This is a genomic window from Thioclava litoralis, assembly GCF_045278885.1.
In the GTDB taxonomy this organism is placed as follows: domain Bacteria; phylum Pseudomonadota; class Alphaproteobacteria; order Rhodobacterales; family Rhodobacteraceae; genus Thioclava; species Thioclava litoralis.
Genome location: NZ_CP135443.1, coordinates 2,206,471 through 2,230,074, shown reverse-complemented (window position 1 = coordinate 2,230,074; position 23,604 = coordinate 2,206,471). Strand labels below are relative to the sequence as shown.

General features: G+C 60.7%; 22 protein-coding genes and 2 pseudogenes. 16 read left to right on the top strand and 8 right to left on the bottom strand.

Going from position 1 to position 23,604, the window contains the following annotated elements; genetic code table 11:
• Nucleotides 1-40: 40 nt before the first annotated feature.
• Complete coding sequence (gene lexA / locus RPE78_RS11075) at nt 41-742, top strand: transcriptional repressor LexA (protein WP_339107011.1); 702 nt, start codon at nt 41-43, stop codon at nt 740-742.
• Here lexA and RPE78_RS11070 read toward each other — a convergent pair.
• On the bottom strand, nt 736-2,838 hold the full coding sequence (locus tag RPE78_RS11070) for a ComEC/Rec2 family competence protein (RefSeq protein WP_406720574.1): 2,103 nt from the start codon (nt 2,836-2,838) through the stop codon (nt 736-738). The genes lexA and RPE78_RS11070 overlap by 7 nt on opposite strands.
• A 221-nt stretch (nt 2,839-3,059) precedes the next feature.
• On the opposite strand from RPE78_RS11070, the gene gltX reads away from it, so the two are divergent.
• The 6 genes from gltX to RPE78_RS11040 all read left to right on the top strand — a co-directional run bounded on the left by gltX (nt 3,060) and on the right by RPE78_RS11040 (nt 9,653).
• Entirely contained in the window at nt 3,060-4,460 is a 1,401-nt protein-coding gene (gltX, locus tag RPE78_RS11065; protein WP_406720573.1) for a glutamate--tRNA ligase, read from the top strand.
• A 74-nt stretch (nt 4,461-4,534) separates the two neighbouring features.
• Nucleotides 4,535-5,824: a citrate synthase gene (locus RPE78_RS11060; RefSeq protein ID WP_339107008.1), complete on the top strand. Its 1,290-nt coding sequence runs from the start codon at nt 4,535-4,537 to the stop codon at nt 5,822-5,824.
• 236 nt (nt 5,825-6,060) lie between these two features.
• A complete protein-coding gene (locus RPE78_RS11055; RefSeq protein ID WP_339107007.1) occupies nt 6,061-6,741 on the top strand; it encodes an SDR family oxidoreductase in 681 nt (226 codons plus the stop codon).
• A gap of 194 nt (nt 6,742-6,935) precedes the next feature.
• Nucleotides 6,936-7,721 (top strand): 5'/3'-nucleotidase SurE, encoded by a 786-nt coding sequence (gene surE / locus RPE78_RS11050; RefSeq protein WP_339107006.1) that lies wholly within the window; start codon nt 6,936-6,938, stop codon nt 7,719-7,721.
• Complete coding sequence (locus RPE78_RS11045; RefSeq protein WP_339107005.1) at nt 7,718-8,368, top strand: protein-L-isoaspartate(D-aspartate) O-methyltransferase; 651 nt, start codon at nt 7,718-7,720, stop codon at nt 8,366-8,368. The genes surE and RPE78_RS11045 overlap by 4 nt, the downstream gene beginning before the upstream one ends.
• 79 nt (nt 8,369-8,447) lie before the next feature.
• Nucleotides 8,448-9,653 (top strand): peptidoglycan DD-metalloendopeptidase family protein, encoded by a 1,206-nt coding sequence (locus tag RPE78_RS11040; RefSeq protein ID WP_406720572.1) that lies wholly within the window; start codon nt 8,448-8,450, stop codon nt 9,651-9,653.
• Nucleotides 9,654-9,721: 68 nt separating this feature from the next.
• Here the strand turns inward: RPE78_RS11040 and RPE78_RS11035 are convergent, their stop codons facing one another.
• On the bottom strand, nt 9,722-10,561 hold the full coding sequence (locus RPE78_RS11035; RefSeq protein WP_406720571.1) for an AAA family ATPase: 840 nt from the start codon (nt 10,559-10,561) through the stop codon (nt 9,722-9,724).
• A gap of 230 nt (nt 10,562-10,791) precedes the next feature.
• Between RPE78_RS11035 and dksA the strand changes: the two genes are divergently transcribed.
• From dksA to rnd, 3 genes are all read left to right on the top strand, one after another.
• Nucleotides 10,792-11,214: an RNA polymerase-binding protein DksA gene (dksA, locus tag RPE78_RS11030; protein ID WP_339107003.1), complete on the top strand. Its 423-nt coding sequence runs from the start codon at nt 10,792-10,794 to the stop codon at nt 11,212-11,214.
• A 159-nt stretch (nt 11,215-11,373) separates the two neighbouring features.
• Nucleotides 11,374-12,552 (top strand): FAD-dependent monooxygenase, encoded by a 1,179-nt coding sequence (locus RPE78_RS11025; RefSeq protein WP_406720570.1) that lies wholly within the window; start codon nt 11,374-11,376, stop codon nt 12,550-12,552.
• A 145-nt stretch (nt 12,553-12,697) separates the two neighbouring features.
• Complete coding sequence (gene rnd / locus RPE78_RS11020) at nt 12,698-13,861, top strand: ribonuclease D (protein WP_339107001.1); 1,164 nt, start codon at nt 12,698-12,700, stop codon at nt 13,859-13,861.
• Between the two features lie 171 nt (nt 13,862-14,032).
• Here the strand turns inward: rnd and RPE78_RS11015 are convergent, their stop codons facing one another.
• Both RPE78_RS11015 and RPE78_RS11010 read right to left on the bottom strand, forming a co-directional pair.
• Nucleotides 14,033-14,638 carry a LysE family translocator gene (locus tag RPE78_RS11015; RefSeq protein WP_406720569.1) on the bottom strand — a complete coding sequence of 202 codons (606 nt, stop codon included), beginning with the start codon at nt 14,636-14,638 and terminating at the stop codon, nt 14,033-14,035.
• A gap of 77 nt (nt 14,639-14,715) precedes the next feature.
• Entirely contained in the window at nt 14,716-15,210 is a 495-nt protein-coding gene (locus RPE78_RS11010) for a hypothetical protein (RefSeq protein WP_339106999.1), read from the bottom strand.
• Between the two features lie 123 nt (nt 15,211-15,333).
• Here RPE78_RS11010 and RPE78_RS11005 point away from each other — a divergent pair, with 123 nt between their 5' ends.
• Nucleotides 15,334-15,762 (top strand): SufE family protein, encoded by a 429-nt coding sequence (locus RPE78_RS11005; protein WP_406720568.1) that lies wholly within the window; start codon nt 15,334-15,336, stop codon nt 15,760-15,762.
• 70 nt (nt 15,763-15,832) lie between these two features.
• Here RPE78_RS11005 and RPE78_RS11000 read toward each other — a convergent pair whose 3' ends face one another.
• From RPE78_RS11000 to RPE78_RS10990, 3 genes and pseudogenes are all read right to left on the bottom strand, one after another.
• Nucleotides 15,833-16,180 (bottom strand): RidA family protein, encoded by a 348-nt coding sequence (locus RPE78_RS11000; protein ID WP_339106997.1) that lies wholly within the window; start codon nt 16,178-16,180, stop codon nt 15,833-15,835.
• 951 nt (nt 16,181-17,131) lie between these two features.
• Nucleotides 17,132-18,019 carry an AAA family ATPase gene (locus RPE78_RS10995; protein ID WP_406720567.1) on the bottom strand — a complete coding sequence of 296 codons (888 nt, stop codon included), beginning with the start codon at nt 18,017-18,019 and terminating at the stop codon, nt 17,132-17,134.
• 590 nt (nt 18,020-18,609) lie between these two features.
• Nucleotides 18,610-18,783 (bottom strand): annotated as a pseudogene (locus tag RPE78_RS10990) (IS5/IS1182 family transposase); the annotation flags it as partial.
• Nucleotides 18,784-19,201: 418 nt separating this feature from the next.
• Between RPE78_RS10990 and RPE78_RS10985 the strand changes: the two are divergent.
• The 3 genes and pseudogenes from RPE78_RS10985 to RPE78_RS10975 form a co-directional block, all read left to right on the top strand.
• A pseudogene (locus tag RPE78_RS10985) lies at nt 19,202-19,774 on the top strand (IS110 family transposase); the annotation flags it as partial.
• 497 nt (nt 19,775-20,271) lie between these two features.
• The gene (locus RPE78_RS10980) at nt 20,272-20,979 is read left to right on the top strand and encodes a DNA helicase (protein ID WP_406720566.1); all 708 of its coding nucleotides are present in this window, start codon (nt 20,272-20,274) and stop codon (nt 20,977-20,979) included.
• Nucleotides 20,980-21,432: 453 nt separating this feature from the next.
• Nucleotides 21,433-22,104, top strand: a complete 672-nt coding sequence (locus RPE78_RS10975; protein WP_406720565.1) for an imm11 family protein — start codon at nt 21,433-21,435, stop codon at nt 22,102-22,104.
• A gap of 126 nt (nt 22,105-22,230) precedes the next feature.
• Here the strand turns inward: RPE78_RS10975 and RPE78_RS10970 are convergent, their stop codons facing one another.
• The gene (locus RPE78_RS10970) at nt 22,231-22,608 is read right to left on the bottom strand and encodes a MerR family transcriptional regulator (RefSeq protein ID WP_406720564.1); all 378 of its coding nucleotides are present in this window, start codon (nt 22,606-22,608) and stop codon (nt 22,231-22,233) included.
• Between the two features lie 86 nt (nt 22,609-22,694).
• Between RPE78_RS10970 and RPE78_RS10965 the strand changes: the two genes are divergently transcribed.
• Both RPE78_RS10965 and RPE78_RS10960 read left to right on the top strand, forming a co-directional pair.
• Complete coding sequence (locus RPE78_RS10965; RefSeq protein WP_406720563.1) at nt 22,695-23,117, top strand: alpha/beta fold hydrolase; 423 nt, start codon at nt 22,695-22,697, stop codon at nt 23,115-23,117.
• Nucleotides 23,074-23,568, top strand: a complete 495-nt coding sequence (locus RPE78_RS10960) for a HEAT repeat domain-containing protein (protein ID WP_406720562.1) — start codon at nt 23,074-23,076, stop codon at nt 23,566-23,568. Before RPE78_RS10965 ends, RPE78_RS10960 begins: the two co-directional genes overlap by 44 nt.
• The last annotated feature ends 36 nt before the right edge of the window (nt 23,569-23,604 follow it).

Here is a 23,604-nt window from a genome sequence, read left to right as displayed (position 1 = left end):
CATGCCTTGACATGCGCGATTTTTTTGGCCGGAGACTCGGATGCTGACCCGCAAACAGTTGGAATTGCTTAATTTCATTAACCATCGTTTGCAGCAGGATGGGGTGCCGCCCTCGTTTGACGAAATGAAAGATGCGCTGGAGTTGCGGTCGAAGTCGGGCATCCACCGGCTGATCACCGCATTGGAAGAACGCGGCTTCATCCGGCGTCTGGCGCATCGCGCGCGGGCCATCGAGATTTTGAAACTGCCGGAAACCCTGGAAAAGAACGAGGCTTCCAAATCCGGCTTCTCGCCCTCGGTGATTGAAGGCGGGCGGCCCGAACGCCCCTCACAGGCGATGGAAATCGAGGCGATCCACGCATTGGAACTGCCCGTTATGGGCCGGATCGCGGCGGGTGTGCCGATCGAGGCGATCTCGGAAGTCTCGCATCACGTGGCCGTTCCGGGCACGATGCTGGCGGGGGCGGGACGCCATTACGCGCTGGAAGTGCGCGGGGATTCCATGATCGAGGCGGGCATCAATGACGGCGATATCGTCGTGATCCGCGAACAATCCACCGCCGAGAATGGCGAGATTGTCGTGGCGCTGGTGGATGAAACCGAGGCGACGCTGAAGAAATTCTACCGCCGCAGCGGCATGATTGCGCTGGAGGCCGCCAATCCCGCCTATGAAACCCGTATGCTACGCGGCGATCAGGTGCGCGTGCAGGGCCGTCTGGTCGGTCTGATCCGCAGCTACTGAAACGCCTCGGGCGCGGTCCAGAGCCTGCGCCCGACCCTGTCGCTGACCGTGGTCAGCGATCCTGCCTGATCCCATGAGACCGCGCCGGTCTGTGCCAGACGCGTTCTGTCCCAGATCGTGCATGCCTCGGGCGCTGCCTGCCGCGTTTGTGGCAAAGCTGCCGCAATCACGATCAACGCACCGGCATGACAATAGGAGGCAAGATGGTCCGGTGCGGCCTTGCCTGTCAGATGCACCAGATCGCGCCCCTGCCAATGCGCCACACGCACGCCCCCCTCACCAGCCCAGGCCGGACGTGCCGCAGCCTCGGAAACCGGCGCGACATCCCCGTCGGCATCCAGCCAGACACCCGCCACAAATCCGGCCCCATCGCGCGAAAGGGCGCGCCCCTGCGGTGTCATCAGCCCGACCTGCTCGGCCTCGGGGGCCACGATCAGCGCCGGACGCGGACTGGCAGACCAGCGCAGCGCCGCCAGACATAGCAGCGCCAGCGCCAGCACCCTGCCCGTTCGACGCGACAGCACAAACAGCATCGCCCCGCCCCCCATCAGCGCCACCACCTGCTCGGGCGGGGCTTTGACGGCGGTCACCGATCCGGGCCATCCGGCCACCATATCCGCCACCCCCAACAGCCAGCCCGTGCCAAGGCCAAGCACCCAGAATGCGGGCGCCGCCAGCCCGAAAGGGGCCAGCGCCAATGCAATCAGCCCCGCCGGCATGATGATCAGCCCCATCGCGGGCACGGCCAGCAGATTGGCCACCAGCCCGTAATCGGCCACCCGATGGAACGTGGCTGCGGTCAGGGGCGCGGTCGCCAGCCCTGCAATCAGCGAGCTGGCCGCAAACCCCAACGGCGCACGGATCAGCTTCGGCAGGCGTTTCGTGTGGCGCGTCCATGCCCCCAGCCCGACAATCAGCGCGGTCGTGGCCGCAAAGGACAGCTGGAAGCCGGGATTGAGCAGGGCCTCGGGGGTGACAAGCAAGATGACGATCGCCGCCAAAGCGACATTGCGCAGGCTCAGGGCGCGGCGGTCACAAAGCACCGCCCCCAGCATCACCGCTGCCATCACCCATGCCCGCTGGGTCGAGACCTGCCCCCCCGAAAGCCACAGATAGAAAGTAGCGGCCAGAAGCGCCACCACGGCGGCAATCTTGCGCGCGGGCCATAAAAGCGCAGGCCGGCCCAGTGCCGCCAGACAGAACCGCACGAAGCCAAAGACCAACCCCGTCACCAGACCGACATGCAGCCCCGAGATCGCCACCACATGATAGATATTGGCGTTGCGCATCACCTCGTTGGTCTCTTGCGACAGCGCAGAGCGATCCCCCGTCAGAATGGCGCTGGCAATGGCACCGGCCTGCCCCGGAACGCGGGCCCGGATCAGCTGTGACAGCCGGTCGCGCAAACGGTTGGCCAGCAGGTCCGCAGCCTGTGGCGGAGCAATCAGCATCACCGGAACGCGGCTGTAGCCCACGGCACCAAGCCCCTGAAAAAAGGCGATACGGCGGAAATCGAACGCCTCCGGCGCAGCGGGTGGCGGGGGCGGCATCAGATGGGCCGTCAGCATGACACGCTGCCCCGGCCGGAGATCCAGATGACCCTGCGCGGCATGTAGCGACACCCGCACCCGTCCGGGCAGGGCCTCGGGGGCGACACGATCCAGCCGCACCTGATCAAGCAACAATCGGGGCTGGTCCGCCGCGCTGCGATCCAGCCCGAGCACCCGCCCCTCCACCGTGCCGTAATACCGGAAGGACAGCACCGGCGCTTGCACCAGATGCGCCCGCAGCCCTGCCATACAAAACCCAAGCGCCATTAGCCCCAGAAAGGCCGCCGGAAACCATGCCACCATCGGCAGCCGCCTTCTGGCGGCCAGCGCGCAGACCATAAGCCCCGCCGCCAATATATAGGCAGATGGCCCCGGCTCCGACAGCAGCGCAAACCACGCCCCGATTCCCGACGCCAGCGCCAACGGTGCCCAAAGGAGGATCTCGGCATAGGCATGCATCAGGCGCACAGCCCGTCCCGCAGCCCATATGCCAAGCCATGAGACACGGGCGGCAGCCATATGATCTTGCGGCAAAACCTCACTCATCGCGACCGTCCTCCCCCGAAAAACCAAGGCGCATCTCTGCGGATTGCGGATGCGCCCGCCATGACCATTGTCCGTGCCTCTTGTCCGTGCCCCTTGTCCTTCCGGGCCATGCCTCTTATTCATCGACGCAAAGAAACCCGGGAAGCTATGGCGCACAGGCTCTGCGAACATGGTTTCCAAATGCTTAATGCGCGCCTCCGGCGCCTCGAAAGGCCCTCAAGATGTCCGACCAGATCGTCACCCGTTTTGCCCCCTCGCCGACCGGCTATCTGCATATCGGGGGCGCGCGCACGGCGCTTTTCAACTGGCTTTATGCGCGCCATATGGGCGGCAAGGTGCTTTTGCGGATTGAGGATACCGACAGGGAGCGCTCGACCGATGCGGCGACCGCTGCCATCATGAAGGGGCTGGACTGGCTGGGGCTCGATTTCGACAGCGACCCGATCAGCCAGTTCGAACGCGCCCCCCGTCATGCCGAGGTCGCCAACGAGATGCTGGCCCGCGGTGTCGCCTATAAGTGCTTCTCCAGCCAGGACGAGATCCAGGCCTTCCGCGATGCCGCCAAAGCCGAAGGCAAATCGACCCTGTTCCGCAGCCCGTGGCGCGATGCCGACCCTGCGACCCATCCCGACGCGCCCTTCGTGATCCGCGTGAAAGCGCCACTGGAAGGCAAAACGGTGATCCATGATGCCGTTCAGGGCGATGTGACGATCCGTAACGACCAACTCGATGACATGATCTGTTTACGTTCGGATGGTACGCCCACCTATATGCTGGCGGTTGTGGTGGATGATCATGATATGGGCGTGACGCATGTCATCCGTGGCGATGACCACCTGACGAATACCGCCCGCCAGATGCTGGTCTATAACGCGATGGAATGGGCGGTTCCGACTTTCGCGCATATTCCGCTGATCCACGGCCCCGATGGCAAGAAACTGTCCAAGCGCCACGGCGCGGTCGGTCTGGAAGAGTATCAGGCGATGGGGTATCCGGCGGCAGGGATGCGCAACTATCTGACGCGGCTTGGCTGGAGCCACGGCGACGATGAGTTTTTCACGGATGCGCAAGCGCGTGAATGGTTCGATCTGGGCGGAATCGGCAAATCGCCGGCCCGCCTCGATTTCAAGAAGCTGGCCAATATCTGCGGCCAGCATATCGCCGTGATGGATGATGCCGATATTGTTGCTCAAATTGACGGCTATTTGGAGGCGGCAAAACAGCCTCTGCTCAGCGACGCACAGAAAAACGATCTGACCCGCGCAATGTACTGCCTGAAAGATCGCGCGAAGACATTCCCGGAACTCATTGAAAAAGCGTCTTTTGTCCTCAATCAACGGCCATTGGAGCTGGATGAGAAATCGCAAAAGGCGCTCGATCCGGTATACCGTGGTATTCTGAAAGAATTGACGCCGCAGTTGCAAAATGCTAGCTGGACGCGAGAGGAATTGGAGGCCATCGTACAATCTGTTGCAGAGGCGCATGAAATGGGGCTTGGCAAGCTCGCTTCCCCCTTGCGCGCGGCTCTGGCAGGGCGTTCAGTGAGCCCTAGTGTATTCGATATGATGCTGACCCTCGGTCGAGACGAGACCGTGGCGAGGCTTGAGGATCAGGTGGCCTGAGGCCGGGCCACCTTCCGGCTCGACCGGATAACAACGACCGGCGCGGCCCAGCCGGCATTACGAAAGGGAACCCAATGGCTGATAGAACGGCGACGCTCACCCTGGACGGGAAGTCTTACGACCTCCCCGTACTCTCCCCAGCAGCAGGCCCGGATGTTATTGATATCCGCAAGCTCTATGCGCAGGCTGACGTCTTTACCTATGACCCGGGCTTCACCTCGACCGCGTCTTGTGAATCCGCAATCACCTATATCGATGGGAATAAGGGCGAGCTTCTGTATCGCGGCTATCCCATCGAACAGCTTGCACAGAAATCGCATTATCTCGAAACCTGCTACCTGCTTCTCTACGGGGAACTGCCGAACAAGGCACAGATGGAAGATTTCGAATATCGCGTGACCCGTCACACGATGCTGCACGAGCAGATCAACAACTTCTTCCGTGGCTTCCGCCGCGATGCCCACCCGATGGCGACGATGGTCGGCGTTGTGGGCGGCCTGTCGGCTTTCTATCACGACAGCCTCGACATCACCGATCCGTGGCAACGTGAAGTGGCCGCGATCCGCATGATCGCCAAACTGCCGACCATCGCGGCAATGGCCTATAAATATTCGATCGGTCAGCCGATCGTCTATCCGCGCAACGATCTCGATTACGCGTCGAACTTCCTGCATATGTGCTTCGCCGTTCCGGCAGAGCCCTATCACGTGGAACCGGCGCTGGCGAAGGCGATGGACCGCATCATGATGCTCCATGCCGATCACGAGCAGAACGCATCGACCTCGACCGTGCGTCTGGCGGGCTCTTCGGGGGCGAACCCCTTCGCCTGTATCGCAGCCGGCATCGCCTGCCTCTGGGGTCCGGCGCATGGTGGCGCAAACCAGGCCTGCCTGGAAATGCTGCGCGAAATCGGCACCGTGGACCGCATTCCGGAATTCATCGCCCGTGCGAAAGACAAGAACGATCCCTTCAAGCTGATGGGCTTCGGTCACCGCGTCTACAAGAATTTCGACCCGCGGGCGAAGGTCATGAAAGAATCGGCGGACGAGGTTCTGGGCCTTCTGGGCGTGGAAAACAATCCGCTGCTGCAAGTGGCCAAAGAGCTTGAGAAAATCGCGCTGGAAGACGAGTATTTCATCGAGAAAAAACTCTATCCCAACGTCGATTTCTACTCGGGGATCATCCTCGAGGCGATGGGCTTCCCGACCGCGATGTTCACCCCGATCTTCGCGCTGTCGCGGACCATCGGCTGGATTTCGCAATGGAAAGAGATGATCGAGGATCCGACCGGCAAGATCGGCCGTCCGCGCCAGCTCTATACCGGCGCGACCGCGCGCGACTATACCGATGTCGCAACCCGCTAAGCTTCAAAGCTGCATTTGATACAGATCATGGAAAGGCCGGGGATTTCCCGGCCTTTTCGCATGCATATCTTTCGGAAGCTGCGCCGGAGGGGGCGAAGACCCCGACCGGTTTCCTGCGGGCCTCGATGGCGCGCAGGAAACCGCCCCCCTCCGGCACAGCGCCTCCGACACCACCCAAGACCGCCCCCCCCGTACTGCCCCCGTACTGCCACGGGGCCCAAAAGAAGGACCGCCCCATGACAGACCACAGCACGGGCAAGAAACTCGCCCTGATCACCGGTGCCTCACGCGGATTGGGGGCAGGCCTTGCCGAAGGTCTTGCCGCACGCGGCTATCACATCATGGCCGTGGCACGCACCGTTGGCGGGCTGGAAGATCTCGACGACCGCATTCAGGCGCAGGGCGGTCAGGCCACGCTTGCCCCCCTCGACCTGAAAGATCCGGCACAGGCCCAACATCTGGGCCAGTCGGTGGCTGACCGCTGGGGCGGGATCGACCTGTGGTGCCATACCGCGATCCACGGCACACCGCTCAGCCCCGCAGGCCATATCGCACAAAAAGACATGGAAGCCGCCATCGCGGTCAATCTGACCACCACGGCAATGCTGATCCCGATGCTGGAGCCGCTGCTGCGCGCCCGCAACGGACAGGCCGTCTTCTTCGACGATTGCCATGCCGGCGAGAAATTCTTCGGCACCTACGGGGCGACCAAAGCCGCTCAAATGGCGCTTGTGCGCTCTTGGGCCGCCGAGAATGACAGCATCGGCCCCAAGGTCACCATTCTGGCGCCGAAGCCGATGCCCACCGGACTGCGCGCCCGCTTCTTCCCCGGCGAGGACCGCGCCCCCCTCGCCCGTCCGCGCGACGAGGCCGCCCGCCTGCTGGATCTGCTGCTGCCCGAAACCGCGACCGCCTGAGACAGGCCGTCCCATGCGCCTGCCCCACACAACAGGCCCGGAACGCGCCCCCCGTCAGGGCGGCACAAACCGCATTGCGGCGATGTTGCAACGCCCCGCAAGCTTTCCGCCCGCCCCCTAGGGGGTGGGCGCTTTACCGCCTGAGATGCCCGCGTTATCACCGGAGGCACAGATAGAACCGGGGGACAGAGGCGATGCGCATTCTCATTACCAATGATGACGGGATAAATGCGGCAGGTCTTGCTGTCTTGCAGGAGATCGCGGAAAGCCTTGCCGGTCCCACCGGCGAGGTCTGGACTGTCGCTCCTGCCTTCGAACAATCGGGGGTCGGCCATTGCATCAGCTATTCGCGCCCCATGCTCACGGCCGAGCTGGGCCCCCGCCGCGTTGCCGTCGAAGGCAGCCCCGCCGACTGCGTGCTGGCCGGCCTCTATGATGTGCTCACCGATGGCCGTCCCGACCTGATCCTCTCGGGGGTCAATCGTGGCAATAACTCCGCTGAAAACGCGCTTTATTCCGGCACGCTGGGCGGGGCGATGGAGGGCGCGCTGCAAGGCATTCCCGCCATTGGCCTGAGCCAGTTCATGGGGCCGCGCACCAGCTGCCTCGACGACCCCTTTGACGCCGCCCGCCAGCATGGCCCCGCCCTTGTGCGCAAGCTGTGGGAAAAGGGCATCTGGGATGACGGCCCCTATCGTGTGTTCTACAGCATCAACTTCCCGCCGGTCGCGGGGGCCGATGTGGCGGGGACCAGGGTCGCGCCTATGGGCTATCGCACCGACAGTTTCTTCACAACCGAGGCCACGCATTCGCCCTCGGGTAAAAAGTTCCTTTGGGTCAAGGGCGGCCCGCAGCATACCGCCACCGCCCCCGGCACCGATGCCGCGCTCAATCTCGAAGGGTATATCTCTGTCACCCCCATGCGCGCCGATCTGACCGCACATGACGTGCTCGACAGCCTGAAGACGGCCATCGAATGACCCCGTCCGAGGAAGAGGCCGAGCGCAAGATGCGCTTTCTGTTCCAGATCCGCTCGCGCGGGGTGACAGATGCGGCCGTGCTGAAGGTGATGGAGCGGATCGACCGCGGGCGCTTCGTGCGGGGGATCTTTGCCGAGCGCGCCTATGAGGATATGCCGCTGCCGATCAGTTGCGGCCAGACCATCAGCCAGCCCTCGATCGTAGGGCTGATGACACAGGCGCTAGAGATCGGCCCGCGCGATACGGTGCTGGAGGTCGGCACGGGCTCGGGCTATCAGGCCGCGATCCTGTCGGGGCTGGCACGCCGCGTGTATACCGTCGACCGCTACAAGCAGCTTGTGCGCGATGCCGAAGACCTGTTCCGCGAGATGGATCTGTCAAATATCGTCGCCATTACCGGCGATGGCAGCTTTGGCCTGCCCGATCAGGCCCCCTTTGATCGTATCATCGTGACAGCCGCCGCCGAAGACCCGCCGGGGCCCCTCTTGTCGCAACTCAAGCCGGGCGGTATCATGGTGCTGCCCGTTGGCCAGTCCGACACGGTCCAAAGCCTGATCCGCGTCCGGCGGCTTGAAACCGGCTTCGACTACGAAGAACTGCGTTCCGTGCGGTTCGTGCCCTTGGTCGAGGGGCTTGCAAACGAATAAGGCCCGCCGGGTTGCGGTTCCCGACCCAAAGGCTAAAACGACCCGAGAGGGAATAGGAACCAATGAGGAAGAAGCGCCGATGAGATCTTACAGACGCCCCCGTCTTGCAACCTTTCTGATGCTGGGCGGTTCCGCAGTTGCGCTGGCCGCCTGTATGCCGTCCGGCAATTTCGATCCGGATCTGCGCAAATACTCCCAGATCGGCTTCGATACCAGCGATGCGGCCCAACGTGCCACCGCGCCGCGTCCGCAATCGGACACGCGCGGCATCATCTCCTATCCCAATTATCAGGTCGCGGTCGCCAGCCGTGGCGATACGGTGGCCAGCGTGGCCGCGCGCGTGGGCGTCAATGCCAATGATCTGGCGCGGTACAATGCCATCGGCACCGATACCGTGCTCAATCAGGGGGCCGTGCTTGTCCTGCCCAGCCGCGTGCAAGAGCCTGCCGGTTCGGGCAGCTATACCGGCGCGGGCGCAACCGCAAGCGGCGGGGCGGACACCATTGACATCACCTCGCTGGCCTCCAATGCCATCGACCGCTCGCAATCGGGCCAGACCGCCAGCGCGCCCCCCAAAGCCAGCGCGCCGGTTGCCGGCAAGCCCGCAGGGCCCGAGCCGGTACGCCATCGCGTGGCCCGTGGCGAGACCGCCTATTCCATCGCACGTTATTACAACGTCTCGGTCCGCTCGCTGGCCGACTGGAACGGGCTGCCGTCGGATATGAGCGTGCATGAGGGCCAGTATCTGCTGATCCCGACCGCCTTGCCCAGCCAATCGGGGCAAGCCACCACCAGCAAGCCCGGTCAGGGCAGCGCGACGCCCACCCCGCCCTCGGCCGCCGAACCGCTGCCGCAGCAAAAAACCACCCCCGGCTCGGCCCCTGTGGATACCTCTGCTGTGCCCAATCTCAGCAAGCAGGTCAGCGCCTCCAGTTCGTCGCGCCTGCTGATGCCGGTCAACGGGTCGATCATCCGTCCCTATGTGAAAAAGAAAAACGACGGGGTGGATATCTCGGCCGCGCCCGGCACGCCCGTCAAGGCAGCAGCCGATGGCACGGTTGCCGCCATCACCAAAGATACCGAGCAGGTGCCGATCCTTGTTCTGCGCCATGCCGATGGCCTGCTGACGGTCTATGCCAATATCGACAATATCGCGGTGTCGAAAGATGCCACCGTCAAGCGCGGCCAGACCATTGCCAAAGTGCGTCAGAACGATCCGGGCTTTGTACATTTCGAGGTACGCCAAGGCTACGAGAGCGTCGACCCGATGCCCTATCTGCAATAACGGCGCGCTCCGCCCAGAAATATCCACACAGCAAAAAGGGGCCGTCGCGGCCCCTTTTCTTTGCCCGCTCAGCGCCTGCCACGCGCCGCAAAGGCCAGCCGCTCGAACAGATGCACGTCCTGTTCGTTTTTCAAAAGCGCGCCATGCAGCTTCGGCAACAGGCTGCCCCCGTCCGCTTTCAGATCTTCGGGAGCAAGATCCTCGATCAGCAGAAGCTTGATCCAGTCCAGCACTTCCGAGGTCGAGGGTTTCTTCTTCAAACCCGGCGTCTCGCGGATCTCGTAAAACCGCGTCAGCGCCTCGGCCAGCAGCTTGGGTTTGATCTGCGGGAAATGCACCTCGACAATCTTGGCCAGCGTCTCGGGGTCGGGGAAGCGGATATAATGGAAGAAACAGCGCCGCAGGAAGGCGTCGGGCAGTTCTTTCTCGTTATTCGAGGTGATGATGACCACGGGGCGATGGCGTGCGCGAATGGTCTCGCCCGTCTCGTAGACATGGAATTCCATCCGGTCGAGTTCCTGCAACAGATCATTGGGGAACTCGATATCGGCCTTGTCGATCTCGTCAATCAGCAGCACCACCCGCTCGGGGGCCGCAAAGGCCTGCCAGATCTTGCCATGACGGATGTAATGGCCGATCTCGCTGACTTTCGGATCGCCAAGCTGGCTATCGCGCAGCCGCGACACGGCATCATATTCGTAAAGCCCCTGCTGCGCGCGCGCGCTGGATTTGATCCCCCATTCGATCATATCCATCCCCAGCGCCTGTGCCACCTGACGCGCAAGCTCCGTTTTGCCGGTGCCGGGTTCGCCCTTGACCAGCAGCGGGCGCTCCAGCGCCACGGCCGCATTGACGGCCACGGTCAGATCCGCAGGCGCGATATAGCTTTCGGTGGATTGGAATTGCATGATTATTTCCCTGATGGCGGCCTTGACCACCCTATTCTGCCGCCGTTTTGGCCGCAAGAAAAAGACTTTTTCGCACAAAAAATAAGCATCGCTTTTAAAATAAGCAGGCAGATACGCAGAGACGTGACAAACAGTCTTTGGTCAGGTATTCGGGCGGCAAGGAATCGTGCCACGCTCAGGGGCATGTTTCCCGAACTAACAAAGGGTCAGGCACCATAGAAAGGCCAGTCATGAAACCCGAGATCTTTCTTCCGGATGATTATCGCCCGGCTGAAGACGAGCCGTTCATGAACGATCGTCAACTGGAATACTTCCGTCGCAAGCTGATGAATTGGAAACACGAGCTTCTCGCACAATCCGCAGAGACCCTCGAAGGTCTGGCAGATTCCGCAAGATCCGTGCCCGATGTGGCAGACCGTGCGTCGGAAGAAACCGATCGCGCATTGGAACTGCGCACCCGTGACCGCCAGCGCAAACTGGTTGTCAAGATTGATGCCGCACTGCGCCGCATTGATGAAGGCGAGTTCGGCTATTGTGAAAAGACCGGCGAGCCGATCTCGCTGAAACGTCTTGATGCCCGCCCCATCGCAACGATGACGCTGGAAGCCCAAGAGCGCCATGAGCGCCGTGAGCGGGTTCATCGCGACGACTAACGGGCGTGGGCTTTGCCTGCGTTTTTTTGTCTTTTCGGCCTGCTTGCATCTGCCAATGGCTTTTCTGCATTGCGGGTATCTGGTTAATGTTGTCTGAGTATCCGCACCCCGGCATGGATCATCCGTGCCGGTGGTTGCATATATGAGGGCGAGGTTCACATGCTGGTCGGCAGAGAGTTCACCATCCTTGGGGCGGGCATCTCGGGTTTGGCGCTTGCACGCGCCTTGGCGATGCATGGCGCGCGGGTCACGGTGCTTGAACAGGCCCCCGAACTGGCAGAGGTCGGCGCGGGCTTGCAGATCTCGCCCAATGGCATGCGGGTGATAGAGGCACTGGGGCTAGGCGCAGGCCTGTGCAGGACAAGCCCCCGGCTGCAGGCGGTCGAGCTGTTCAACGGCGAAACCGGCCAGCGCGTGACACGGCTTGATATGGCTGCCCGCCGCCCCGAAGCCCCCTACCATTTCCTCCGCCGCCCCGATCTGGTCGATGTCCTGGCTCAAGGCGCCATTGATGCAGGGGTCGAGATCCGGCTGGGCGAGAAAATCGAACGCGTCGAGATTTCCCCCGACGGGCCGACGCTGCATTTCGCCGACGGGCATATGGCCCGCCCCGGCACCGTTCTTGGTGCGGACGGGCTGCACTCGAAACTGCGCATGGCCCTGAATGGCGAGGCGAAACCCTTTTTCACCAATCAGGTGGCCTGGAGGGCGATGGTGCCGATGACGGGCGACACCACGCCCATCGCCCGCGTCTTCATGGGGGCCAAAAAGCATCTGGTCAGCTATCCGCTGTCAAACGGCATGCGCAATATCGTTGCCGTGGAAGAACGTAGACGCTGGGCCGAGGAAAGCTGGCATATCCGCGATGACGCCATGACATTGCGGGTGGCCTTCGAGGACTTCTGCCCCGAGGTGCGGGGCTGGCTTGAACAGGTCGAAGAGCCTTATCTTTGGGGCCTGTTCCGCCACCCTGTCGCCGCGCGCTGGTTTGGTCCGGGCTGTGCGATTCTGGGTGACGCGGCACATCCCACCCTCCCCTTTCTTGCACAGGGCGCGAATATGGGGCTGGAGGATGCATGGATTCTGGCACAGGCCCTTGCCCTGCATAACGAGGACGAGGTGGCTTTTGCCGCCTATCAGACCGCACGGATCGAGCGTTGCCGCGCCATTGTCGAGGCCGCCAACAAGAATGCGCGCAATTACCACCTGTCGGGGATCAGCCGCATGATCGGCCATCTGGGGATTCGCGCGGTCTCGAAATTCGCGCCGGATCTTCTGATCGGCAAATATGACTGGATCTATGAATACGATCCAACGCAGGTTTTGCGGGCAAACTGAGCCCCGCATGCCGCGAACAGCACGGCTTGGTCCTGCCAGCTCTTCCCAAAGCCCCTAGGCGGGTCTAAAGACACTGTGACTGCGGGAAACGTCCCGTGCAACCAGACCCAGCGGGATGAGCCCGCACAATCAGACAAGGCCTGCTATGGATATCATCACGACCACCGAAGCGCTTGCAGAGATCTGCGAAGCCGCAAAGGCGGAACCCTATGTCACGCTGGATACCGAGTTTCTGCGCGAACGCACCTATTGGTCGAAGCTCTGCCTTGTCCAGATGGCGCTGCCCAACCATGACGGGGTCGAGGGGCGCGCGGCGCTGATCGACCCGCTGGCCAAGGGTATCTCGCTCGAGCCGCTTTACGACCTTTTCCGCCACAAGGCGACGGTGAAGGTGTTCCATGCCGCACGGCAGGATCTGGAAATCTTCTTTACCGATGCCAAGGTCTTCCCCGACCCGCTCTTTGACACGCAGGTGGCCGCGATGGTCTGCGGCTTTGGCGAACAGGTGGGCTACGAGACGCTGGTGCGCAAGATCGCCAAGCAGTCTCTCGACAAGACCTCGCGCTTTACCGACTGGTCGCGCCGTCCGCTGAGTGCGGCACAACAGAATTACGCCATCGCCGATGTGACCCATCTGCGGGTGATCTACGAGTTTCTGGCCAAGCAGCTCAAGAAATCCGGTCGTGCGCCTTGGGTTGAAGAAGAGGTGGGCATTCTGCTCAACCCCGAAACCTATATCACCCGGCCCGAGGATGCGTGGCTGCGCGTGAAGACCCGCACCCATTCGGGCAAGTTCCTGTCGGTCGTGCGCGAGCTGGCGCGTTTCCGCGAAGGGTTTGCGCAAAACCGCAATATCCCGCGCTCGCGGATCTTCAAGGATGACGCGCTGCTGGAACTGGCCTCGACCAAGCCCGTGAGCCTTGATGATCTGGGAAAATCGCGGCTCCTGTTGCGCGAGGCCCGCAAGGGCGAGATTGCCGAAGGGATCATCACCGCGGTCAAGGAAGGGCTTGCCGTTCCTGCCGACAAGATGCCCAAGGTGCAGAGCGACAACGACCATCTGCAAGTGGATTCCGCTCTGGCCGATCTCTTGCGGGTGCTGTTGAAGGCGAAATCGAACCAGACGGGGGTGGCGCCGAAGCTGATCGCCTCGTCCTCCGATCTGGACCATATCGCCGCAGGCAAGCGCGATGTGCCCGCGCTTTCGGGATGGCGGCGCGAGGTTTTCGGCGAAGATGCCTTGCGTCTTGCCCAAGGCAAAATCGCGCTTTCGGCTGAAAATGGCGATGTGAAGCTGGTCACGCTGTAAGACCGGCCTCAGGGCACCATTACAGGACCACATACGGGGCGCGCTGTCCGGCGGCGCCCCGTTTCCATTTGGCGCAGCTTTGTGCAATGGTGACAAAGGCTGCCCCTCTGATCTTGCGGCGGCAAGCGTTCCCCCATCCGGACACACGACGACGGGGACTTGTGCGCCAGCTTAACGCAAGAACAGCAGACGTAGCCCCGCAGCGGCGAACACGGCCGCCATCGCGCCTTCGATCCAACGCCTGGCCCGTTGATAGCGCGCGACCACGAGGCTTGCGGAAAACCCCAGCGCATAACCGAAATTCACGCAGACCCCCAGCCCCGCGCAGCCCGCAAACAGCAAGGCCATATCGCCTGCCCCCGCCCCTTCCGGCACTCCAAGCGTAAAGATTGCAGCCCAGCCGAGGATCGCCTTGGGATTGGTCAGATGCAGGAGAAGCCCGCGCCGGTAGGCCTGCCCAGAGCTCTGCGGGCGGAGACTGGCAACCGCGCCCTGCCCCGCCGCCGCCCGCAGGGTTTTCCATGCCAGATACAGCAGATACAGCCCGCCCAGAATCTTCAGCCCCCAAAGAAGCCGGGCAGCCCCCATCAACAGCGCCCCCACCCCGAGCGCCGTAAGACCGGCCCAGACCAGACTGCCGCTGACCACCCCCGCAGCAAGGGCCAGCGCCATCCGCCGCCCCGACCCCATCGCGGCCCCCATGATCGCCAATGTGCTCGGGCCGGGGCTGGCGACCGCCAGAAAATAGGCGATATAGGCCAAGAGAAGATGCGACATGAAAAAACCTCCTGCGATCCACAGGAGGCTATCCATCCGTCAGGAACTGGCAAGCCTTAACGGCCCGCCTCCGCACCCTAGCGGCTTGCGCTGCGCGAATTCGAGGCACCGGTGACGGTCACCCGACGCACATCGGCCAGTTTGAAATTGTCGATATAGGCCGCAGCGGTGATCTGGCGCGACCCGACCGTGCCGGCACGGTGGGCCTCGGCGCTCTCGGCGGAAGGCGGATAGCCGACCATCGTATAATGGATCTCGCCATTGACCGGACGCCCGTCATTTTCCGCAATCAGCGCGACATCCCACCAGCCCTGTGTCGGCGGCAGGCCCGTCACCTCGACGATTGCCCCCGCCGAGGTCTTGCGGATTTCCAGCGATGTGATCTGCGCGATAACGCTGCGGTTATCGGCCAGCGCCGCCGCATATCCGCCTTTCGGCGCAAGGCTCGGCGTGGACGTCTTTTCGGTCGAAGAACCGAACCAGTTCCACGGATTCATACGGCTTTCGCGGATGCTGCCACAGGCGGAAAGGGCCAGCACGATGGCAAGCGAAGCAAGGAACGGTTTTCTCATGGTCTCTCCGGCACTTGATCTTCTTTTCCCTAGCCTATCGCGCGGGCTTTGAAAAGGCGGCACTGGACCCTTGCGCGGACTGGGTCTAGGTAGAAGCCAAGAAACAGGCTGCGGAGTGGGAAGATGGCCAGCGAAGCTTTTGAAGAAATCGCCGATACATTCGAATTTCTGGACGATTGGGAAGACCGCTATCGCCATGTGATCGAGTTGGGGAAGGAGATGCCCCATCTTGACGATGCCGTGAAAGTGCCTGCAACCAAGGTCGAGGGCTGCGCCAGTCAGGTCTGGCTGCTGCCGCGGATCGAGGGCACCGGCCCCGAGGCCCGTTTCAATTTCCAAGGTGAGTCGGATGCGATGATCGTTCAGGGGCTGATCGCCATTCTGCACGCGCTCTATTCCGGCCTGACCGTGTCCGAGGTCACCGCCACCAATGCCGAGGCCGAACTGGCCCGTCTGGGGCTGAATGACCACCTCTCCGCCCAGCGCTCGAACGGGCTGCGCGCGATGGTCGAGCGGATCCGGCTTCTGGCAACAGAGGCCGCGACCGCCTGAAACACCACCTGCAACCATCCCCGCCCTGGCCCGGACCAAGGATCCGGGCCCTGGGTCTTGGATGCCGCGCTTATTTTACGGCAGCCACCACGATCACCTCGACCAGATAGTCCGGCGCGGCCAGTTTCGATTCGCCAGTCGCCCGAGCGGGGGCGTGGCCTGCCGCGACCCATGCATCCCATACGGCATTCATTTCGGCAAAATCGGCCATATCGGCCAGCCAGATCTGCGCGCTCAGGATATGCTCCTTGTCCGAACCGGCTTCGGCCAGCAGACGGTCGACCTCGGCCAGCGCGTCGCGGGTCTGATCCGCAACCGATTTACCGGGCGTCCCCACCTGACCGGCCAGATAGACGGTGCCATTATGGACGACGGCGGCGCTCATACGGGCACCACATTCGATACGTTTGATCGTCATTGATCTGTCCCTTCCACTGTTGTGACAAGACAGGCCGATAGCCTGTTCCCCCCGCCATTTCCAGCGGCAATAACGCCAGCGCCCCGCGCCCTGTCGCTGTAAGAAGAGGACGCCCTGTCCAAGCCGCCAATCCGCAGCGGTACGGCCGTTTCCATAGATCAGCCGCCTTGCGCACAGCCTATGGACAACCCCCGAGACCCGCGCCAGAGGCGGCACAGACGGACCAAAGCGGCTCTTTTGCCGGACGCTGTAAAGCCTTTCCATATCCGGAAGAACCGCAACCGATAGCATCTGGCGCTGTCAATGCTGGCACAGCGGAGCACCTCGATCCCAGATCCGGTCAATCCGGCTGTGCCTTCCGGCATCTCTCCCCCTCGAAAGCGCATCGCACGTATCAAGAGACAAGCGCGGGTTGGTAACCGGCGCTTTGCCCCCCTCTCACCCAAGGCATCCGCCCGGAACGTCGGCAAAACGCAAACCTCCGAGACAGCACAGCATCAGTCGTATAGCGGCGCAGCTTCAGCCGAAGCTGTTCATCTAGCGCCCTATGAGACGCGTTGCGGCCAGCAAGGGTCACTCTCCGCGCTCATTTGCGTTCGGGACAGGGACCAGGTATCGATATCTTGAGACATTGCGTCGATCGCGACACTTCACGCGGTTGGGTTGCCCATAGTGTCTACAGTTTGGTCGCTTATCGCTCCAAATCCGCATTCTTATGATCCAAAGATAGTCTGTCATTGGACCATAAGAGTGCAAATTCCGACGTCCCTCAAAACGAATCACCCGCAACCATCTGAGATAACATCGTAATTTTCGCCCCCTTTCTCATTTGGAGCAATTCCCTGCCGATTTGGAGCAATTGCAAACGCCGCCTCTCGCGCCTTCGCTGCCGGTTAAACAAAAAAAAGCCCGCGCAAAGCGCGAGCCCAATCAGGTGTCTTTGGAAGCTGGTCAGGCGTTGATCGCAGCCCGTCGTTTCTCCCATATTTCGAAGATCTTCTGCGGCGAGAACAGCGCCTCGTAGCTATCGATCGCGAAGGGTGAATAGCCCTCCCGCAAACCCGTTCGGCGCGTGAAGGCGAGGCAGAAATGCTGCGGAGATGGTTCACTTACCTTCTGATCTAGCGCGATGACGAAAGCGTCGATCAGCAGCTCGATGACGAGCCCCCACCGATTGGCACAGGCGCAGGCAAGCCGTTCGTAGAAATCCCGCGTGTTCAGGGTGTCGAACGCCAGCTCGGCCTTATCCGCATAGGCATGGCAAAGGCTGACCATCTCCGCCAGATCGGCGGGCCGGTGCAGCGCCACCTCGGGAAACGAGATCGGTCGCATCAGATAGGCCAGTTGTTCCTCGCTGGTGATATGCTGCACGAGACTGTCGACGCCGGACAGGATCAGCATGAGCGGCCATTCCGGCTGCTTCAGAAGGGGTTTGAAGCTGTCGAGGATCATCGCGCGCGCCTCGCCAGTCACGCGGGGAAAGATGTGCTGACATTCGTCATAGTGGATGCCGATCACACCCTGTTCCCGGGCCTGAATGACGACGCGTTCCCAGACTTCCCGCTGTGTCAGTCGCCCGGTTGCCGAGTAGTTCAGTCCCTGATCCAGAGTGTGGATCCCGAGATCCTTCCACGAAAGCAGACCTTTCAACACCACCGATACAAAGCGCGCGGGCCGGCCATCCGGCATGATCGTGGAGCCATCGTTCAAGGATTTGATCTGGCGTCGGATTTCAGTCGATTTTCCTGTGCGGGACGGGCCCGTGACCAGCAAACCACGCGCCTCAAAGGGGCGGCGCAGAGAGGCCTTGGCGTAATAGTCCGTGACCATCCAGACCATGTCCTCCCTCAGTCTATCTATGTCAAACTAGGCGATGATTGCGATCTGAAACTTAGGCAAGCCGTACCGGAGTTACTGCAGGTCTTATCAACGATGGAACGGAAAAATACGTCCCAACGAACGACAAGAGAACTGCGCCACGCGAAGTCCTCCCATTCCGTGTCCGGGCGACCGTTGGTGATGACGCCTCAGCGTCAGGTGACAGCGGCTCGAATGCTGGGTCAAGGCAAACGTGGCATGCAGATTTTGCCGGTCGTCCGTGCGATAGTAGGTCCGCCGATCAGCCAATCCGCATATTATCTTTGGCAGAAAGCATGGCTAGCCAAAAGGAAAGTTTCGGGACAAACCGCTCATTGCCGATGAAACTTCGCGCTGCGAACCAAGATTCATCTAAAAAAAACGGGCTGCACTATTGCTGACGGGCAGATCTTCGTCACTGAACAGAAACGTTATCCAGAAAAAAAGGGCGGATGTTGTTGAAAAAGTCGGCTGAAATCGTCGATTTTGGGGCTCTTCGTCGCTGAGCCAAGCCGCTGCATTCGGGCGATTGCCCGTTCCTCCGCCTCAAGGCGGTATGATGGCCGTTCAGCTCATGCTGCGGCCTCCTGTTTGATGCTTCGCGGGCGTAGCTTCGCGAGTTTGCGGAGGTTCTGGGCGATGGCGGCGAGCAGGAATTCGTCCTTAGCGCCGTTTGGTCCGCGGAGCCGCAGCCGTGTCAGGCCAAGGATGCGCTTGAGGTGCGCGAAGAGCATGCGGATGGCTCTTGTCGCTTCAACATCCATGATCACCGAACTCTTGGTGTCGATCAGGTAGTTGGTGGCATAGGCAAAATAGGGGCGGCTTCGCGAGAGCTGGCTGTTCCGTCATCTGTTCGAGACCGTCCTGCAACGATGCATCGACGAAGGTTTGGTCGGTGGTCACAGCTTCGGTGTCGATGCCAGCTTGATCCCGGCGAATGCCAATCAGACGCGAGGCGTTGACAGCAAGGAAGGCCTGCCCCCGGAGCTGCTGTCTCGCGCCGTGAGTGAATATATCGAAACGCTCGACGATGCGGCCTCGCGGGACGACTTTGTCTACGATACGCCCACTGATCGGTATACGTGCCCTGCCGGAAATACGCTCGAGACGTCCCGCCGGAAATTCTCTACGCCGCGCACCACGAATGTCAGCAAGGACGGATTGATCCGCTACTCCTTCGAGGCCATCCTCGAGGAACGCAAAGACGAGATATCGCCGCGCATGCGGGCCATCCTGATCGGTCTATACGGCGACTGGCTCTGGCTGGATGACCGGATCGACGCGGTCTCAAAAGAGATCGAGCAGATCAGCCGCACCGAGGAGAACTGCGTCAACGTCATGACCATTCCTGGTATCGGACCGATGATTTCGACGGCGATGGTTGCCGCGATTGGCACGGGAGAGGCATTCGGGCGCGGACGGGATTTTGCGGCATGGGTCGGCTTGGTTCCCAGACAATACAGCACGGGTGGCCGAACGGTGCTCGGCCGCATTTCCAAACGTGGCAGTCGATACCTGAGGATGCTCTTCGTTCAGGCCGCCAAGGTCATTCTGATGCGTGCCAATCGATGGCCTGACTTCAGCTTTGGCGATTGGTTGATCCGCGCATCGGAGAGGATGAACAGAAACAAGCTGGCCGTGGCGCTGGCCAACAAACTGGCGCGCATGGCCTGGAGTATCCTCAGACACAGAACCGCGTTTGACGCACCGAGAGACGAGGTCACTGCCGGTATTTGAGCGGGGGCGACCCAAAGGAGTTCGCGACAGATCGAAAGCATGGAACGGAACAATTACGCCCCCAGAATCTGACGGCCCTAACGGTCCTTGAGGACCTTTCCGCTAATTAGATCACGGCGCGTGCGTAACCCCAAAAAGGCCACGACCCGCGTGTCGATCAACAGGCCGGATACATATGAGCGACTTCCGAGATCATGCCAGAAATCATTTGCGAACAGCAGCCGGTACATACATAGGGCCGATCGCGTCGATAGGGAGGCGCGGCCTTTGGATTTAGCTGCTGCAGCGCCGCTCGACCGGTTTGAGCCCCCTTTGCGCTCCGTTCCCTTGTGCGAGCTGCGAAACTGGAGTAGCTTTGGTGTCAGGCTTGACCCGCGCCTCCTCCCTCCAACTGGGGAAGTATCGCACATACAGGGGTGTCAGAGATCATCGAGCCATCTGTTCGAGCGTTCGCATAAGGAGGGGTTGCGTTTCTGGCTCGGAATGGAGGTTCCGTGATGCGACTATCCGCACCGATCTATCAATTAAAACGCCGTGCCAAGCTGTTGGCGCGAGAGCAAAATATACCGCTGTATCAAGCGCAGGCCCGTATCGCTGCGAATGAAGGGTTCTTAGCATGGAGCTTGTTAGCCGCACATGCATCGAAAAAGGCAGATTTCGGGACGTTGCTCCCACAGCTTTCAAACGGCGACATGCTCCTGATTGCCGCACGGCCAGGACACGGTAAAACTCGGCTCGGGCTAAGGCTTTTGCTTGATGCAGCAAGTGAAGGGCGGCGGAGCGTATTGTTTTCACTTGAATATACGGAGCGAGAGGCAATGGAGCGCTTTTGTGCTCTTGCGGACCCGTTGCCGGAGCCCACGCCAGAGATCATTGCCACGGATGATATCTGTGCCGACTACATCACTAACTATTTGGCTGGTTCACCGGAGGGGACGGTAGCCGTGATTGACTACCTGCAAATTCTTGACCAGCGGAGGTCAACGCCGCCGCTTTCAGAGCAAGTGGAGGTGTTGAAAACATTCGCTCGCAAAACTGGCGTCATTATGGCTGCAATTTCACAAATTGACCGCTCCTATAAGCCGGAGGCAGCTTCGATACCTAGTCTCGCCGACCTTCGCCTTCCGAACCCTATTCCACCAAGAGCCTTCTCCAAAGCTTGCTTCTTGAACGCGGGCGAGGTTCGTCTTCAAAGCCTGATCTGACTAAATTCGCCGGTGCGTTTGCCATCGCACTGGCGAACCGCTACCGGCAGAAAAGTCCGCATTGCTGAAGTCGAGCTGCCGAGTCACGCTGCATGATGCCACGGACGGCCGGTTTGGGGAAGCTGCGCTCCGGCGGAGCCAGCTTGGCGAAGGTCCGGAGAGGGCCGAAGACGTCGATACAGTGGTGCGGCCCTCGTGATGGTGCCGCCGCATGTCTGGTTTGAGCCCTAAGTGACATTGGATACGTGGGGGGCTTCGAAAACCGCCGCGCAGAATGCTAAGCGATGATAGTCGCATACCGCAAGGTTACGACCTTATGAGGGAAACAATAGCCCTTCGCGCGCGGCACCCCAGATGACATTGTCATGATGACCGCCTAATCTTCACCGCTGCCGACGGCAAGTTGGCTATTTCGATAGAATTAGTTTTGACAATCCCAAAGGATGCGCAGAAATGACCGACTGGTGCCAGGTGGAAGAGCCAAAAATTTGGATCTCTCGCTTTCCAAGATTTCTGGATATCGTTTCATTTGGCTGGTCCTGTCATAGCGAAGACAAGCTCGAATTTATCGATGCTTTTAAATATTTACACAAAAAGGTAGATGCCAAAGCCAAACCGCGATTTCTCTACTTCGATGGCCAAAGGAAAGTGCCATCGACCGCGCGAGATGCTTTTAAAACAATCGACGGCCTTCAGGTTATTTCTCAGGCGTTGCGGGATGTCCTCGTGCAGTTTGATATGACTGGCGTGCAACTGTTCGAGGTGCCGATCCTTGCCGATTTGAACGGCGCGCCGTCGGGTCTGCCCAACCACTTTGTGATGAACGTCTATGGGACCAAAGAAGCTTTGATACCGGAGTTATCAGAGAATATCGAAAAGCCCATTTATCACGGAGAAACTGAGCCACGACCGAACGCAAGGTGGGCACCTAAATACGAACATTATGTGCTGGCAGTGTCGGCATCTTCAGGTGAGGGGGCGGATATTTGGTGCGATCCGAACCTTACGAGCACTTACTTTTTCAGCGATCGATTGAAATCTGCGATTGATGCTGCGGATTTGAAGGTCAAGGCTCTCAAATTTTCTCAAGCACGAATATTCGAGGCGGAACGCCAGCTACTTTAACCCCAAGAAGCCCAAAGCGTGATTATAGGGAAAGCTCGGGACTCGTTCTTCCGGTGCAACCTCTTGCAATCGCAACACAGATCGTGCCGTTCTCGCGAATGGCTGGTCGGCTAGGGTGCAAATACGTTATTCCTGAGACATGACTGCAGGGACTTCTACTGGCAAATCAGCTAAGTAGCCTGCAATCTGGGATCGGGACCTCTCCATATCCGCCAGTCTCTTGTCAAGTTTCGCCACTTCACCTTCAAGCCGGGCGCGCAAGCGGTCACAAGGGTGGAATGTCGGTTTGGGGCTAATGATGCAGGGCAAAAGGTCGTGCATCGCCTCTACCGTTAGGCCAGCATCCGCCAGCTGTTTTATCCGTTTCGCCTCTTCAACGTCGGCTTCAGAATAGTCGCGATAACCGCTGTCGGTTCGGTGCGGGCGAAGCAAACCTTCGGCCTCGTAGAAACGCAGCATCCGGACGGTGATACCACTACGCTGGGAAATTTCGCCGATTTGCATTGAGATACCTCCATTTTTCATTTGACCCTAACAGCGCTGTCAGGGTGCATGACGAGAGCCGACACATCAAGTCGGAGAACAGAATTATGTCGAAAATCGAATATTTACAGCATGACAGAGCACGCGTTGGCTATCGTGACGACGGTGAGGGGCGGCCCCTAGTGTTGGTGCACGGGACAGGAGGGGACGGTGAGGCGAACTTTTCCGGCCTCATGCCGTTTCTGTCCGGCCGAAGGGTGATCCGGCCAGATTACGCAGGGGCGGGATTAACCGATGATCCCGTAGAGGCCCTGACGCTGGACCGTCTGGCCGGACAGGTGCTGGCTGCGGTGGACCATGCTGGCGTCGAAAGTTTCGATCTGCTGGGCTTCTCGCTGGGGGCGGCAGTCGCAACGCGGCTTGCGGCCCGCCAGCCAGCCAGAGTTGAACGGCTGGTCTTGGTAGGTGGCTTTGTGTCAGGAGCTGATGCAAGCCAGCTTCCCCGAGATCGATCAAGCATCGATCAATGAGATGCACGCGGCACAAACACAAGGTATCACGCGGCGCATGTTGCTCGCGGCACGGATCCTGCACGATCAGCTGGGCGCGGATGCATCAACGCGGCTAATCGATCATCCGTCCGATACGGTGAGGGGCTGGGCCTGTTTTGCATTCGGCACACGCGACGATATGGTTCTGGCGACCAAGCTGGACGTAATCCGCCCGCTGGCCGATGATGCGCATTTCGGCGTGCGCGAATGGGCTTGGCTTGCGCTGCGCCCCGAAATTGCCGCGCAGATCGACGCGGCGATCTACTATCTGACTCCTTGGGTTGCAGATCCTTCGGCACGGCTGCGTCGTTTTGCGTGCGAGTCAACCCGCCCCCGCGGCGTCTGGTGCTCCCATATCAATCCGCTGCGCGAAGACCCACCGATGCCGGGTAGGATGATGATATCCGTCATGTGCTATTCATTCTCCTAGGCTGTATAGTCGGGGCCCAGCCCGGGCTCCGACATT

What these genes read in the sequence shown, in the direction of transcription:
- lexA (WP_339107011.1), top strand. Translation starts at nt 41, where the DNA reads ATGCTGACCCGCAAACAGTTGGAATTGCTTAATTTCATTAACCATCGT.
- RPE78_RS11070 (WP_406720574.1), bottom strand. Translation starts at nt 2,838, where the DNA reads ATGAGTGAGGTTTTGCCGCAAGATCATATGGCTGCCGCCCGTGTCTCA.
- gltX (WP_406720573.1), top strand. Translation starts at nt 3,060, where the DNA reads ATGTCCGACCAGATCGTCACCCGTTTTGCCCCCTCGCCGACCGGCTAT.
- RPE78_RS11060 (WP_339107008.1), top strand. Translation starts at nt 4,535, where the DNA reads ATGGCTGATAGAACGGCGACGCTCACCCTGGACGGGAAGTCTTACGAC.
- RPE78_RS11055 (WP_339107007.1), top strand. Translation starts at nt 6,061, where the DNA reads ATGACAGACCACAGCACGGGCAAGAAACTCGCCCTGATCACCGGTGCC.
- surE (WP_339107006.1), top strand. Translation starts at nt 6,936, where the DNA reads ATGCGCATTCTCATTACCAATGATGACGGGATAAATGCGGCAGGTCTT.
- RPE78_RS11045 (WP_339107005.1), top strand. Translation starts at nt 7,718, where the DNA reads ATGACCCCGTCCGAGGAAGAGGCCGAGCGCAAGATGCGCTTTCTGTTC.
- RPE78_RS11040 (WP_406720572.1), top strand. Translation starts at nt 8,448, where the DNA reads ATGAGATCTTACAGACGCCCCCGTCTTGCAACCTTTCTGATGCTGGGC.
- RPE78_RS11035 (WP_406720571.1), bottom strand. Translation starts at nt 10,561, where the DNA reads ATGCAATTCCAATCCACCGAAAGCTATATCGCGCCTGCGGATCTGACC.
- dksA (WP_339107003.1), top strand. Translation starts at nt 10,792, where the DNA reads ATGAAACCCGAGATCTTTCTTCCGGATGATTATCGCCCGGCTGAAGAC.
- RPE78_RS11025 (WP_406720570.1), top strand. Translation starts at nt 11,374, where the DNA reads ATGCTGGTCGGCAGAGAGTTCACCATCCTTGGGGCGGGCATCTCGGGT.
- rnd (WP_339107001.1), top strand. Translation starts at nt 12,698, where the DNA reads ATGGATATCATCACGACCACCGAAGCGCTTGCAGAGATCTGCGAAGCC.
- RPE78_RS11015 (WP_406720569.1), bottom strand. Translation starts at nt 14,638, where the DNA reads ATGTCGCATCTTCTCTTGGCCTATATCGCCTATTTTCTGGCGGTCGCC.
- RPE78_RS11010 (WP_339106999.1), bottom strand. Translation starts at nt 15,210, where the DNA reads ATGAGAAAACCGTTCCTTGCTTCGCTTGCCATCGTGCTGGCCCTTTCC.
- RPE78_RS11005 (WP_406720568.1), top strand. Translation starts at nt 15,334, where the DNA reads ATGGCCAGCGAAGCTTTTGAAGAAATCGCCGATACATTCGAATTTCTG.
- RPE78_RS11000 (WP_339106997.1), bottom strand. Translation starts at nt 16,180, where the DNA reads ATGACGATCAAACGTATCGAATGTGGTGCCCGTATGAGCGCCGCCGTC.
- RPE78_RS10995 (WP_406720567.1), bottom strand. Translation starts at nt 18,019, where the DNA reads ATGGTCTGGATGGTCACGGACTATTACGCCAAGGCCTCTCTGCGCCGC.
- RPE78_RS10980 (WP_406720566.1), top strand. Translation starts at nt 20,272, where the DNA reads ATGCGACTATCCGCACCGATCTATCAATTAAAACGCCGTGCCAAGCTG.
- RPE78_RS10975 (WP_406720565.1), top strand. Translation starts at nt 21,433, where the DNA reads ATGACCGACTGGTGCCAGGTGGAAGAGCCAAAAATTTGGATCTCTCGC.
- RPE78_RS10970 (WP_406720564.1), bottom strand. Translation starts at nt 22,608, where the DNA reads ATGCAAATCGGCGAAATTTCCCAGCGTAGTGGTATCACCGTCCGGATG.
- RPE78_RS10965 (WP_406720563.1), top strand. Translation starts at nt 22,695, where the DNA reads ATGTCGAAAATCGAATATTTACAGCATGACAGAGCACGCGTTGGCTAT.
- RPE78_RS10960 (WP_406720562.1), top strand. Translation starts at nt 23,074, where the DNA reads ATGCAAGCCAGCTTCCCCGAGATCGATCAAGCATCGATCAATGAGATG.